The organism is Sinorhizobium sp. B11 (genome assembly GCA_039725955.1).
Lineage (GTDB): Bacteria > Pseudomonadota > Alphaproteobacteria > Rhizobiales > Rhizobiaceae > Rhizobium.
In genome coordinates this window covers 3,431,079-3,445,013 of record CP091034.1, presented here as the reverse complement: position 1 = coordinate 3,445,013, position 13,935 = coordinate 3,431,079, and the positions used below count along the sequence as shown (strand labels likewise).

12 protein-coding genes are annotated in these 13,935 nt (G+C 58.3%); 4 read left to right on the top strand and 8 right to left on the bottom strand.

The window, feature by feature from the left end:
* Positions 1 to 174 precede the first annotated feature (174 nt).
* The gene (locus tag LVY75_27140; protein XAZ22455.1) at positions 175 to 321 is read right to left on the bottom strand and encodes a hypothetical protein; all 147 of its coding nucleotides are present in this window, start codon (positions 319 to 321) and stop codon (positions 175 to 177) included.
* Positions 322 to 611: 290 nt separating this feature from the next.
* Between LVY75_27140 and LVY75_27135 the strand changes: the two genes are divergently transcribed.
* The gene (locus LVY75_27135) at positions 612 to 1,805 is read left to right on the top strand and encodes a succinylglutamate desuccinylase/aspartoacylase family protein (protein XAZ22454.1); all 1,194 of its coding nucleotides are present in this window, start codon (positions 612 to 614) and stop codon (positions 1,803 to 1,805) included.
* Positions 1,806 to 1,916: 111 nt separating this feature from the next.
* On the opposite strand, the gene LVY75_27130 is transcribed toward LVY75_27135, so the two are convergent.
* Positions 1,917 to 2,735, bottom strand: coding sequence for an alpha/beta hydrolase (locus LVY75_27130; protein XAZ22453.1), 819 nt, complete (start codon positions 2,733 to 2,735; stop codon positions 1,917 to 1,919).
* Positions 2,736 to 2,912: 177 nt separating this feature from the next.
* On the opposite strand from LVY75_27130, the gene LVY75_27125 reads away from it, so the two are divergent.
* Positions 2,913 to 3,836, top strand: coding sequence for a LysR family transcriptional regulator (locus tag LVY75_27125; protein ID XAZ22452.1), 924 nt, complete (start codon positions 2,913 to 2,915; stop codon positions 3,834 to 3,836).
* Between the two features lie 31 nt (positions 3,837 to 3,867).
* On the opposite strand, the gene LVY75_27120 is transcribed toward LVY75_27125, so the two are convergent.
* On the bottom strand, positions 3,868 to 4,890 hold the full coding sequence (locus LVY75_27120; protein ID XAZ22451.1) for a hypothetical protein: 1,023 nt from the start codon (positions 4,888 to 4,890) through the stop codon (positions 3,868 to 3,870).
* 294 nt (positions 4,891 to 5,184) lie between these two features.
* Between LVY75_27120 and LVY75_27115 the strand changes: the two genes are divergently transcribed.
* Both LVY75_27115 and LVY75_27110 read left to right on the top strand, forming a co-directional pair.
* On the top strand, positions 5,185 to 5,952 hold the full coding sequence (locus LVY75_27115; protein XAZ22450.1) for a hypothetical protein: 768 nt from the start codon (positions 5,185 to 5,187) through the stop codon (positions 5,950 to 5,952).
* Between the two features lie 30 nt (positions 5,953 to 5,982).
* On the top strand, positions 5,983 to 6,717 hold the full coding sequence (locus LVY75_27110; protein ID XAZ22449.1) for a hypothetical protein: 735 nt from the start codon (positions 5,983 to 5,985) through the stop codon (positions 6,715 to 6,717).
* A gap of 377 nt (positions 6,718 to 7,094) precedes the next feature.
* Here LVY75_27110 and LVY75_27105 read toward each other — a convergent pair whose 3' ends face one another.
* The 5 genes from LVY75_27105 to LVY75_27085 all read right to left on the bottom strand — a co-directional run bounded on the left by LVY75_27105 (position 7,095) and on the right by LVY75_27085 (position 13,663).
* Positions 7,095 to 9,257: a TniQ family protein gene (locus LVY75_27105; protein ID XAZ22448.1), complete on the bottom strand. Its 2,163-nt coding sequence runs from the start codon at positions 9,255 to 9,257 to the stop codon at positions 7,095 to 7,097.
* On the bottom strand, positions 9,247 to 10,107 hold the full coding sequence (locus LVY75_27100) for an ATP-binding protein (protein ID XAZ22447.1): 861 nt from the start codon (positions 10,105 to 10,107) through the stop codon (positions 9,247 to 9,249). The genes LVY75_27105 and LVY75_27100 overlap by 11 nt, the downstream gene beginning before the upstream one ends.
* A 193-nt stretch (positions 10,108 to 10,300) precedes the next feature.
* Positions 10,301 to 12,586 (bottom strand): hypothetical protein, encoded by a 2,286-nt coding sequence (locus LVY75_27095; GenBank protein XAZ22446.1) that lies wholly within the window; start codon positions 12,584 to 12,586, stop codon positions 10,301 to 10,303.
* Positions 12,573 to 13,424 carry a hypothetical protein gene (locus LVY75_27090; protein XAZ22445.1) on the bottom strand — a complete coding sequence of 284 codons (852 nt, stop codon included), beginning with the start codon at positions 13,422 to 13,424 and terminating at the stop codon, positions 12,573 to 12,575. The genes LVY75_27095 and LVY75_27090 overlap by 14 nt, the downstream gene beginning before the upstream one ends.
* Entirely contained in the window at positions 13,421 to 13,663 is a 243-nt protein-coding gene (locus tag LVY75_27085; GenBank protein ID XAZ22444.1) for a hypothetical protein, read from the bottom strand. Before LVY75_27085 ends, LVY75_27090 begins: the two co-directional genes overlap by 4 nt.
* Positions 13,664 to 13,935: the final 272 nt, after the last annotated feature.

Below are 13,935 nucleotides of genomic sequence, written 5' to 3'. Positions count from 1 at the left end.
CCGGAAGCGGGTGTGGAAACACTCTATCTCTTTGTTTTTAAGTAATTCCAGACGCAAGACCGCTATGCACTTTTGCTGGAATTGCTCCAACCAGACAGGGTTGGAAAACTGTGATCGATAGGCCGGTTTCCCGAACCCATCGGTGGATCAGCTCTCAATGGAAATCAGCAGCGACTAGTAGCCACCATAATTGCCGCGAACGGGACCAATACCCAGTGGCGTTGCGTAGGTCGTGTTGTCGCCGCCGGTGCCGGTGGTCGCGCATCCTGAAAGGGTCAGAAGCGCGATCGCTACCGCGGCCAAAAGGTATCTTGCAGACATGACATTGTCCCCCCTTATCGTCACCGCGCAGGCCTTCAGGGCCAGAGCACGAATATTCCCCAAACCATCGGCATTGGCAACTGTGGTGAGTACCTATTCGACGCAATTGCCTCAACGATATCGGGGGCTTGGATAAGCCGGCTCACCGTCCGATCCGCTTGGACTTGCGAACTCGGCTGCGTGCCCTAATTTCAGCAGCATACCCTGAGTTGAAGTCGTACGGAACTTTTCGGCCGATGCACATGCCATTGTTCTAACTGAACTTTTCAAATCACAGAGGGGCTTCCATCATGTCGGACAAGTCGCAGAACGGCATCGATCGCCGTGATTTCATGATTGCATCACTGGCAACGGTCGGCGCGTCGGCTGCTCTCGCCGTCAGCGCGGATGCCGCTGACGCAGAGGAGGCAGCGAAACCCGCTGCCAATCCGGCCTCGGGAACGGTCTATACCGGCGATGTCATCGAGGGGAAAAAGGTCGTCAGCGCGCTCGACGTTGACGATCTGGAGCCGGGGCAGAAGCATCTCCTGTATTTTCGGGGTGCGCAGATGCCCACGGGGCAGTACTGGTATGTGTCCGTGACCGTCGCCAAGGGGGCAAGGCCGGGCAAGCGCGGCATCCTGAGCAGCGGTGTGCACGGCGACGAAATGAGCAACATTCACACGGTCCAAACCGTGATGAACCAGCTCGATCCGGCACAGATGTCGGGCACGGTCATGGCGGTCACCGATGTGGCGCGCCCGGCCCTTGAAAGCATGCAGCGCAGGTGGCCCAATCAGGGCAGGGGCGTCGATCTGGTCGACATGAACCGGGAATGGCCGGGGAACGAGAACGGTCTCACCGCGCCCAGCCGGCATGCTGGGCTGCTGTTCAACCGGCTGCTGCGGCCGAACGCCGACTTCGCCATCGACTTTCACACCGGAACGACCGGGTTCGAAGTCACCGCATTCAATATCGGCGGCATGGATGTGCCCGAGGTCAAGGCCATGTTGGAGCTCTATCCCGTCGGCCAGATCTTCGACAACCATGTCTATCCCGGTGTCCTGCACAACGCCTTCATGGAGGTGGGTATCCCCTCGTTTACGCCGGAGATCGGTGCTGCCCGAGTTCTGGACCTCGAGATGATCGCGCTCTTCGTGGAAGGCACGATGAACGTCCTCAAGCATTACGGCATCGTTGCCGGGCCGATGGGCCGGACAGGCAAGGACGTGAATGTCTTCGTCGGCAACAGCGCCTTCCCGATCCTGGCAACCCAGGGCGGGATCGTCGAGCATCTGGTCAAGCTCAACGACAAGGTCGAACCCGGGCAGAAGGTGGCCATCCAGCGCAACAGCTTCGGCGAGGTGGTCGCGGAATATACAAGCGGCGTGGCCGGGGAGATAACGGGCCAGCGCAGCGACGCAATGTCCGAGCCCGGCAACCCCCTGGTCTTCATCCTCTTCCACAAGGCGGCGCTGGAGGGCGCTGAGGCCTATCCCGAGTAATCTGCCGTTTCCGGATATCGTCTGGAATCGGCGCGCAGGAGACCGATTTCCTGCGCGAGACCGCAGGACTGCGCCGGCGCATAACATCGGCGATGCGCCTGTCAAATGTCGTCAAGACCTGATGAACGAGAGCAGGTCGGGGTTGAGGACATCCGCATGGGTGGTGAGCATGCCATGCGGGTAGCCCGGATAGGTCTTCAGCGACCCGTTCTTGAGCAGGTCGACCGCACGCGGCACGGAACTTGCGAAGGGGACGACTTGATCGGCCTCGCCATGCATCACCAGCACCGGCACGGTGATCTTCTTGAGGTCTTCGGTATAATCTTCCAGCCAGGAGGCGACAGTCGCGTGGTGAGCGAGAGCACCACCGCCCATGCCCTGGCGCCACCAGTTCGCAATGATCGCCTCCGAAGGCTTGGCCCCATCGAGGTTGTACCCGTAGAACGGGTTCTCAGGGACGAAACGGTAGAATTCCGACCGGTTGCCCAGCACGCCCGCGCGGATCGCTTCGAACCACTCCGGTGGCTGACCAGACGGGTTTTCCTCGCTCCGGTACATGTTCGGCGTCAGGGAAGCGACCAGTACCGCCTTCGCGACGCGCTCCTGGTGGCGGGCGACATAGCGAGCGACCTCACCGCCGCCTGTGGAGTGGCCGATGTGGATCGCGTCGCGCAGGTTGAGGTGCTCGGTCAGGGCCGCGAGGTCGGCAACCCAGTGGTCCATGTCGTTGCCGGTGCCGGGCTGGTCGGACCGGCCGTGACCGCGCCGGTCGTGGGCGATCACCCGGTAGCCGTGTCCAAGAAAGAAGGTCATCTGGGCGTCCCAGTCGTCCGCCGACAGCGGCCAGCCGTGGCTGAAAACGATCGGCTGGCCCGAGCCCCAGTCCTTATAGAAGATGTTTACGCCGTCCGTGGTCGTGATTGTAGGCATCGTTCGCTCCATCTGCCCTGTTGAACATTCGTTTTGGGATACAGTTGATTGCGAAATACCTCCGGTGAGGCGTGTTCGATCATATCCGAAAATCGCGACGTTAGTTAAATTCCCTCTTTATCGAAGACAAATACCTTGTACGTTCGAGCTATGCCTCAAAGGTATAGCGAGGACCCGATGGAACTCAGGCATTTGCGCTATTTTGTTGCCGTCGCGGAGGAGGGAAGCCTGCTGACCGCAGCAGAGCGGCGGCTTCACACGTCCCAGCCCTCGCTCAGCAGGCAAATTCGCGATCTGGAAACCGAAGTCGGTGTCAAACTGTTGGAACGGCAGTCGCGCGGCGTGACGCTCACCGCCGCCGGTAAAGTGTTTCTTGATCACGCGCGGCTGGCATTATTGCAAGTCGAGGCGGCTGCGGAAGGGGCCCGGCGGGCAGAGCGGCCGGAAAAGCAGTCGTTCACGATCGGGTTTCTCGCAGGGCAAGAGGTCGTGTGGCTACCCCATGCATTGCGCATTATTCGCGAGGAAGCGCCGGAGGTTGAAATCATATTGTCCAGCCAGTCTTCCCCGGACCTGGCTCTGGCACTGATGCGGGGCAAGCTGGACGTCGCTTTCCTTCGCCCCGAGACTCAGAGTGTTGGTGTGTCCTTCAAGTTTCTAGCCAAGGAGCCACTGATCGCCGTGCTGCCGGCGGACCATCGCTTGACGTCGCGCAAAAAGATCCTGCCGCAGGATCTTGCCCGCGAAACTTACGTCAGTTCGGCTAGAATTTCTCCCGTACTGCAATCCGTGATCCAGGATTACGCGTCGAACGTCGGGATCACCCTCAAGGCAGAGTACGAAGGCGAAGGCCTGCCATCAGCAATGTCGCTCGTAGTGTCGACGGGTGGAATAACGCTTATTCCGCTTTATGCGCAAAATATGCTTACACCGAATGTCGTTGCCAGAGCACTTGAGGGTGTGCCTCCGACAATTGATCTCACCTTGGGATACAACGATTCAAATTCCTCGCCTTTGCTCCGCAGATTTTTGTCTCGCTCTGATGAATTGGTCGCCAACGTTCAAAATCAGAGCATCATCCGCTATGCTGAAGTTCCATAGCAGGGAGCGCTTTTACAAAGTGTGGACTTGCTTAAAGCGCTTCAAGGTCCGCTTCGATCTGAAGCTTTGGTGGACTGGCGCCAAAAAAGAAGGTCACTGATGGGCCGATGTGGAAGAATTGGATAATGTAGAAGAACGCAACGCCCATTTCTTGACCCGAGGAAATGATTTCGGGCATGTGCTTCGCAAGTGTTTCCGAAGCGGATGAGACGATCACCCTGAATTTCGTCTGGTCTCCAAAATCCGAAACGAGAACAAATCCATCGTTGCTCCATTCGATATCGGCCACGGTTTTGGTGATGTAAGCAGCGGCAGCAAGCATGTTCTCCCAAGACACATCGGCTAACACCTCCATTCCCTCCGTCGGCTCTCTCCGGACATCGGTAAGATAGCCAATAAACTCATCGATAGAACTTACCAACTCTCCGTTGCGAATTCCCAACCCAAGCCTCGTCGGCTGGCGAGGAATTTGCGACAAGAATTGAGTCCTCAATTCTTGGACCATCCAGGAGACCGAAGCAGCTAGATCTTCCTCCGAAAAAATATCTTCATTTCGAAGCGACACGCAGACATCGAGGATATCTCTCGCACTTCCGTTAAGCGCGGCGATCTCGTGCATCACCTTTGACGTAAGTGAAGTGCAGATCTTCACCTTTTCGGGGAGATTAAGCCCCGCCAGCGGATGATCTGAACATGCTGCATGGGGACCATCGACAACGCTTATGACAGCGATATGATCGACATCATCCCAACCCACTGTGAAGGTTCGCCACTCGTTGCGTCCCCTGATGGCGAGCCCGGCTTGCCATTCGTTTATCCGATCGCGGGCTTGCTTCAGATTATGTTCTACCAAATCCTCGAAATAGGATTTGCCCTTAGTCATGTTGATGAAAAAGAGTGTTCGTCCTGCGACAATAATCATGTCCGCAGGCTCTCGTCCGTTGCCCCATTGAACTGGATGAAAGATGGCATGAGCGCTGATGGAGTGAGACGCGAAATGGGCTACCAGCTTCTCTTGATCGGACCGCTTCGACGGCTTTTTTCGTTTGCCCATTTTCTATCAGATCCGCACACATAATGTTTCGTCTCGATATAACACAGGTTGAAATACCTGCCCATAGAGCGAATCCTCACGGTTGAATCTTCGAGTCGAGAGGTACGGATGAATCGGAAGCAACTGAAACAATTTCACACCTTTGTCCCTTGGGGCAGGACGGACGACTGCCCCTGCAGAAGTGGAATGCAATACGGGCAATGCTGCGGCACGAAAGGAGGATGGCCTGACCTTGCTATTCCCCCGTTTTTGCCCAAGGCGAAGGCAACTGATGCGCCTCATGACGATTGTTATATGGCTAGCTTCGGCGGTTGCGGTGGGACGATTTCTCGCGAGCATTATATCTCTGAGTCGATCTTGGAGGAGATCGGCGATCTCGACATGGGAGGATTGCCATGGATGACCGAAGGGAAAAGACTACGGCTACCCGCCAGCGCGTTGGCAGCTAATGTGCTTTGCAAAGACCACAACAGCGCTTACGCATCCCTCGATGATCTTGGGCTGCGAAACTTCCGAAATTTGAAAGATGCGACCGAGGAAATCATTAAATTCTCGATCTCATCGAAGGTGTCACACACACTGATGTCGGGAAGCGGCATGGAATTTTGGGCGCTGAAATGCCTCGCAGGAATGTATTATGGTAGGATAGCTGCCGCCGATCGACACCGTCTCCGTGATGTCCGTGAGATGAATATTGATTTGCTGCGCGAGATAATGATGACGCGGCGGTTTCCATCTCACTGCGGACTTTATGTCAGGACGAGAGAAGTAGACCCCCGGGGAATTGACGTTGCCTTTGCGCCATTATTGACGGCCTCGCACGTCATCGGGATCAGAATTCGATGGTTTTATATCGAATTCGAAATCATTTTTGACCCGACTGGCGTCAACTTCGACGCGCTCGGGACGGAGGCCCTATATCGCCCGCGCATGCTTACGCTCAAATGCCAATCGCGAATAACGTATATTATCATGACCTATCTCGAGCCTACGGACCCCGCGCAATTCATCACAAACGGCCTACAGGTCATTGCGACGGTGCCACCGCGAAGAGCATCGTGACTGACACACCTTGGTGGAGGGCTTTGCTATTTGTGGCGGCGGGAATTCGCTATTGATGGCGCCTGGAAAATCAAAGGTAAGATTGCCATGTCACTGCCTCCCCAACCAACCAAGAACGCCAAGGCTGTATATGAAATCCTGGCAGGCGTTATAGGCGCTTTTGTTCCGGCGGCGGCTGCATTGAAGCCGGCAATGGATCGCTATCTCGATAAGCAGATGCAGCAGGCACAAGACATGCTGATGCACGCAATTTCAGAGAGAGGCATTACTGCGCTCAACGATGAACAGTTCGAATTCTATGTGCCTGCCGTTTACCGCTTCTTGGAGCAGGTCCGCATTGGTGAGTACGAGCACAATTTGAAAGTTTTAGCCGCCCTTATCACCCAGGGCGTTGCTGGCGATCCGAAGAGGTCTGATCTTGGCACAATTGAAAGGGCTGCCAGAAAGCTGGAACTAATCTCGAATGCGGAGCTAGAGACCCTCGCGGCTACAAAAGTTGCATGGGATCAGGTCATCCAAGACGGGCCCACTCTAAGTTCAGAGGGGCACATGGTCTATAAGGCCATTCTGGATGCTCACAAAACGATGGGGCTACCTATTGAGCTGCACGACCTCGCTGAGAGGCTGCATGAACTGAATGTAAGAGGGATATTGCGCTATTCGCCTCCCTCAGGGTTCTTCCATGGCGGCTACAGTCCGACCCGGGCATATTTCGAGATCATTGATGCGGTCGCGGACACGGTGAAGAAAACGAACGGGCCGTAATCTGAGGGGCTGACAAATTCTGTTTTCGTGTCCGAAAGCTGACGCCGATTTGTCCAGAAGGCCGCGCCGCGCCACAGACTGGAACTCTTCTTCCGTTAAATCAGCTTTTGTAATGGTATTTTTCTGCATCGCCACATAAGTGCGGATTCAGAATCATTGAATTTGCAGCTAAAAATCCCGCTTAAGCAAACCGTATTCGCGAACTGATACCGCAAAAGCGTGGACTGCCTATGGTTCTGAAAGCATAAGCGTGGACTGGAATTCCGACCTTCTAAACCGATCGGGCTCCACCCCTAAATGAGGCGCCTAAAACGATATTTTGACAACAAAAAAGGCGCGACATATTCGGTCGCGCCTTTTTTGTTGGTAGCCCAGAGCTACGGCATCTTATGCCGGAAGTGCTCGTTCAATCGTCCGAGTGCCTTCGTGATCCTGTCGACGTCTTCCAAGTTGGAAGCTCTCGTTTCGATACGGACGACATCGTCACCGATTTCCACGGAGAAGGATTCGAATATCCACTGGAAGCTTTCACGACGCGTCTGGAACGTTTTCCAGATGCGTCGGAAGTGTGGCCTAAACTCGCATTCGAGGCGGAAGCCGTCGTCGTCGAGCACGATGAAGAACGAGATTATGCGAGTGGTAGGGAAGACCGCGAACATGCCATCGCCCGGTACCTCCGGGATTATGAACGAGGGGCAGTTCTTGGATCCCAGCTCGACGAATTCACGATAAAGCTTCAGTGCAACGTCCGGGGGCGTGGCAACACGCCCCGCCAAGGATTCAAACACAGACCGCTCAACGATTTTCACTCCTACTTCAAGCTGATCGAATACCGCCACCATGTTCCTTACAATGGGCACCGCATCGGAAAAGGCCATGCCGCGTCCCTTGAGGCACCGTAGGGGACTGACAAATCGCCGGCAGAAGGCGAGGGCGCTCTCGCGAACCAGCCAGCTCCGCTTTCCGGGATGGCGTTGAAGGTGGCCGCTTTGAACCAGGAACTCTATTCCCATGTGATGGACGCCGATCATCGCATTGAATTCGCTCCATAGCATCGCGTCGTCGGGAACCCGTGTCCTTCCCTTAGGCGTTGGCAGACCGCCGACGGCGGCATAGACCTTGAGGCCGGAAAGCCCGGACTTCTCGGGGTTCGTGAAACCGGGCCTCTGTCCGAGAAGCACGTCCGACATCAGCTTAGTGGCACTCCATAGCTTTCGCCTCCTGTAGACGCTGACCACCTTGAGGTGCTTGGCGGCTGCCGGCAAGGAATTCAAAATTTCCGTCATCTTCTCCAGTTCGCCTCTTAGAAAATGACGCTCGATCTCCTTTCCGTTCCGCTTCTGGATGCCTACGGTCCATCCGCGGTGAGCTAGGTTCGAAGCGATTATATCGGCCTCCGCCGCAGTACAGCCGAGACGAACTGCCGCCTCCGTTACAGGTACGGCCGCATCAACCTCCAGCTTTGCCTTCGCTACGACATTGTCCGGGATCTCCACGAGCTTCCCGGAAAGAAGCTGCGGATCGAATCCCAGACGCAATAGGAGAACGTTCGCACTGTGTACCGTCACTCCCAGCTTCCTAGGAAGGACGCTGCGAAGAACTGGCGCATTCACACCGTCAATGTGGCGTGCCCGTCCGTTGAGCAGGCCATGGCGGGCTGAAGCAGCGAGCTGGGCCAACTGTACCTTGGCCTTCAACGAGGACGTAAAGCGATGCGTGCTCTCGGTGATGCCGAAGTGGCTAAGCCCGACACGACCGAGCTCGTCCCTCCGATAGTTGGCGACAAGCCACTCTGAAAAGGCGTCCTCCAGCTCGACGGAAGTGAACCGCATTGCCTGGAAGCCGGCTTCTGCGTCACCTTTCGAGGCGGAGGGAATCCTCTGCAGGACAGGATTCCTGATGAGCATGCCTAGATACTCGACCGCCGTCACGACCGCGCTTAGAGGTTCGTCGTCGAGAAGCGGACACGTCATGACCTGGTCGAGCGCTCCAAGGCGCTGCATGATGTAGCCCTCGAGAGAGTGGGCACCTTGCTCCGAAAGGATCGGTCGCCCTTCGAATTTCTCCACGCAGTGGCCGTACACCGGCCAACGTTCGTCGCCATCTGGTGCGATATTTCGTTCCATGGCGACGTCGTGAACAGGGCAGCGTTCGAAGCCCTTGATGTCCCACCAGACCCGATGGAAGGCTGCTTCTTTGACACAGATAGGGCACCTTCTGACACCGGGCCTGAAGTGGCTCATGCTGATCTCCTGATCTGCGAGCGACCAGTAGCGGCTCGTGGCGGCCTCTACGGGCGTCCACCTGCGCAGGCTCGCCTTCTCCCCCTCATCGAGGGGGAGGCACAGGACGGCCTGGAGGAGCCTGGAGTTTCGCTGCTCGCCAACCCAATGGCCGGAGCGAATGGCAAAGGTTTGCGCCGAGCATGCTTCGGAATCCGCGACAAGCCGCGCGAAGTAGGAGTAGTTCGGCTCCCCCCAGCAGGGCCGGATCCGCCACCGCGAGAACAACCTTTCCGCTCGAAAACGATCATGCAGCATCGCGGTCGATCCCGAAGTAAGAGAAGGTGTCGCCCTTCCGCATGCGTGTCGACACGGCGGTGCGAAGGTGTTCGAGCATCACGTGCGACGAGCCGTCGTTCAGCGCTTCGAAGGCCGCCGGCCTGATGACGTTCATCACCCGCCCGATCATGCCACCGCTGAATCTGTAGAGATGCTCGGCAATGTAGGAGTCCTCCAGTCCGCTCAAGTTTGCAAAGGGGAGGCGCCGATCGATCGAACCCAGCAGCTTCCCGAACTTCTCCATGTCCTTTCTGCCGGCCGTCAGAGGCTTGATCGGCACCCAGTTGTAGCCCCGGTTCGCGAATGCGTCGATCGAGTAGACGTAGTCGTTGATCTTCTCCTCTCCCACCAGGACGATGCTCAGAGCGTTGAAGTCGGCGATCCTCTTAACGAGCTTGAACATGTCCGTGGCGGTCTTGTCGGTGCGATCGAAGAACAGGTACTGGGCGTCGTCGATGATCAGCAGCTCGGTTCTTACCCGTAGGAGCCTGAGGATCGCATTGTCGACATAGGCGCCGATCCCGCCTCTCGTCGGCATATGGCGTGCGGCAGTGAGCCGGTTGATCTCGTGTGCGAATTCCACGGGCGTCATGCGTAGGCTCGCGGTCATATGGACTACAGAAAAGACCTCCCCTTCGTCGTCATAGGTCGGCGGGTGCATCGCCGCATAGAAGGCGCAAACCGCCGACTTGCCCGCTCTGGATTCACCGAGCATCGCACCGACGGTTCCCCTTGCGTGGGTGCCGCCCGCGACGGGCATGTGGTTGGAGGCGATCTGTTGGAACGCGGTATTGAACACCTTGTACTTGACGATCAGGTTGTCGATCATCCACTGCCTGCGGTCCGCTGGGAGGCGGGAGGCCGCCGTCCGCTCCTCCGGCGTCGCGAAGGGTTCCGTATGGAAGCGGGCGGCTACTCCGACAGCGGAATTCGGCGCCGCTGCGGGAAGGCCCTTGAGGGTGTCGCTAGGTACATTTACGGTCATTTGTCTGGTCCTTTGGTGAGTTTCAGGCGCTGGAAGATCACAGGTCGTATTCGTCGATGTCGTCTGGCGCGCCGTCGACGTTGAGGTCGCGTGCCGACAGGCGCGGATCGTTCCTCACGGTTCGGCTGACGACGGTCGCAGTGGCGACGGGACCTGAGTCAAAGGATTCGTCCTCGTCGTCACGTCGTTCGGGCATGACGCCGATCGCGCGCCTGCTGAGCTTTGTCGGCGCCGCGCGTTCCGGTACGCTTGCCAGGTCGAGCCTCCCTCCGGAATACTCGACGCGACCCATGCTGACGCGTCGGCTCCGCTCGAACTTGGTCACGTTCCGGGCATAGAACTGGGCTAGCTTGGTCGCCGTCTTGTGCTTCCGGCGGCGATCGTGCAGCTCCACGAGGGAGGCTTGCAGTTCCTCCTTGGCCTCCAGAAGCTGCAGGTCGCGATCCGCCTCCTTTGCCTGGGCGCGCATGTACTTCACGACGGCCTTGTGGACGTAAAGCTTGAGGCCGGTCGCGTAGTCGGCCAGGGCGTCGACGACGGGAACTCGGATCCACTGTTCCTTCTTCGAGTAGGGATTCTTGACCTGGATGGACCCGAGATCGTTCGGATCGCGGCGGGCTTCGTACTGTCTCCCCGCGTGGCCCGCCTGCGTCGTAAACATGGCGAACTCAGCGCAGTCGTAGTAGAGGTACTCCCACCGGAATCCTTTCGAAGAAATCACGCCTGTCTTCTCCTCGCCCGCGAGCCGGACAAAGATGTCCGGGTCGATCATAGGAGGCTCGGGAGCGTCCTTGATGCCTTCCTCCCAGATCTCGGCAGGAATGCCCTTGAGCGTCGCCAGTTCGTTCAGGCCCTCGGTCGGCTTGTAGTGATGGATGTACGCGAAGTAGTAGTCGAGAAACCCCTTCATCTCCCCGAGCGTCAGGACAGGCATGGCCTTCTGACGCTCCTCGTCGTACTTCTTGCGCTCGTCGGGTCCCATTTCGGTCGAACCCGGCATTCGATGAATGAGCTTCATGCCGAGGATTCCGTAGAGATGCTCGGTGGCGCCTTTCTCCCAGCCCCGAGCGGGACGGTAGGCGACGGTTGCGAAGCCGAACTCGCGGGCTGCCGCCTTGATGTTGAGGCCAGCCAGATGCTTGGCGTTGTCCGCTCCAAGCGCGATAGGCTTGCCGAACCACGGATACGCGACCCCGTTCATCAGGTCGGCGTCCTTCTCGAAGAGCGCGTGCTTCAGGCCGTCCAGGAAGGTGGCGAAGGACGGCGCGTTGAAAGACATCGAATAACCGATAACCACGCCGCTCTTTCTTTCGCGGAAGGTCAGGAGGTCGGGACGGCCGAAGGCGATCGGATGCTCGTCGTCGAAGACCACGACGTCGAGCGTGGTGTGGTCGATGTCGACCACCTCCAGAATGGTGTCCGGCCTGATCTGCCGCAAGGCGCGCATATGTCTGCGCTCGGCGTAGTCGGGACCGAATACCAGGAAGTCGCGCACGAATTCGTTCATCTTCCCGAGAACACGCTGGATCTTTCGATCGGGAATCTTGCAGACGCCGTCTTCGTCCACGACCAGGTCCCGGAGATGGTGGTATTCGCCACCTGGCTTCACCAGGCGGGTCATGATGCCTCGGGTGCTTTCCCAGTCGCCACTGTTCGATACCGCGAGCTGCGCGGCGTCCTCGATCAGCTTGCTGACCGCGGTTCCGTACCGCTCGCTACGGTTTCCCTTCAGGTCGGTGTTGTCGACGAACCGAAGCAACGGGTCGAACTGGTTGCCGGTACGGCTCATATTGATGAGGTTGTACCACTGGGATCGTTTCGGCGGGTTCGGATCGTTCAGCCTAGCCGCGACCTCGTCGACCACGGACTGCTTCTGCTCGTCGGTCAGCCTCCAGACGCCCAGCTCATCCAGGCGCCGTTCGAAGCCCTCGGCATATTCCATTCGTCTTAGAGCGGCATCGCGCCTGGGGCCGCTGGCGAGAAAGCTGCCGCCCGGCAGGCTCTTCGCGCCGTCCGGAGAACCGAAGACCGGCCGGATCCGCCCGCGAGGCTGCAATGCGTTGATCTGGCCCACCGACAGCATGACGAGGTCGTTCGTGTCGACGTGCAGAAACTGGTACTTGCGTGCCGCGTCGGCGGCCGGTTGGAAGACGCCCGTGTAGACGAAGATTCCGTACTTCGTCAGTGTCGGGTTTAGAAGGATCCACTGCGACCTGTTCTCGAAGTGGTGGCCCTGTACCGCGTGCGAGTGGCCGGAATCATCCGGCAGCTCCAGTTCGTGGTACTTCTTGATCTTGCGCCAGATGATGTCAGAGCCGGACATTGGACTTCTCCTTCAGGGTTACGGTGGTCGAGGGCGAGAAGGGGGCGTCGAGGTCCACCTCGACCAATCCCGCGATGGCGAGCTGCATCACGGCCGAGAAGACCGGATTGTTCTCGGTGACGTGGCGGGCAGTGTCCTCCGGCTGGTCGCTCCAGTGCGCGAAGACCGCGTTCACGGGAGATTCGCGCATCAGCTCGCCGATGGTGGTGGGAAACCGGGCGTCGAGAATCCATCGTCGGATCACCTCCATCTCCGGAAGCTCGTGGTCGCTCTTCTTGTGCTTCCACATCCGCTTCAGGTTTCCGAGAAGCGGCTCGAGGTGAAGCGACGTCTCGTCGAGCAGAAGGTAGGTGGCCCCCTGATCGAAATAGGCCGACTTCAGATCGATCGTCCGCTGCCGGATGAAAGGGATGGTGGGCTGAACGTTGAGAGGCATGACGTCGACCACGAAGACGGCGCCGTCGCGACGAAGGACTGCGAGCTCCGGGATGTGTTCGCGCACCTTGAACCCTGTCGGGGTCTTGGAGCGGTAGGTCGTCGTGACCGGGAAGTCGGCGATCGAGACGATCTCGTGGTCCGTGTCCAGATGGAACATGAGGTCTCGCGTAAGCGGCGACGACGTCCGGATCAAACCGCGCGGGTTCTTCCTCGTAGGGAACCATCCGGGCAGCGAGATGTATCGCGTACCTGGCTTGATCTCCTTCTTCGGTTCGCCGTTCTGAAAGACGTCGCGCCAAAAGGCCTCGTTTCCCATCCGTTTGGACAGGTCGTGATTGAGGAAGGGCGGCGGAGCCACAGGGGCCGGCGCTACGCGGCGGGAATTGAGCGAAGCGTTCATCGGCGATCCCCCCGCGGGCCCTCGACCACTTCCCCGGTCCGGAGATCGACGAGGGGCCTGCCGAAGCTGCCGTCCTCGTACTGGACGATGACGTTAACCTGCGCGAGGTCGTGAAGGTCGTCCCACAGCACGGACGGCGTCTCGCCGTTCCGGAGTACTGCTGCATTCCCGGCAGAGCGTTGGTGGTCTTCGAGCGCTCCGGTAAATAGGGACGTGGATGTTTTTAGGTTGGTTTTCATAGGCATAGCTTTCCTGTTCGCGCTCCAGCTCGGCCGGCGGCGCGTCGGTTTTAGATCGTTTTTAAGGGGGCCGTGGCGCTGACGGCCCACGGCCGTCAGCGGGTCTTCATATGAGCGTCAGGACGGTCGCTCGAAGAACCGGGAGGGTCATGGTCGTCTTCCTGACGAAGCCGCGGCCTCGCGTTCAAGCTGGGAGGTCAGGTGAGGGCGAGGCCCGCGGTCAGGCGACCGCAACACGCGCGAGAGCCCTTTTGCGTAGACCCAGGAGACAT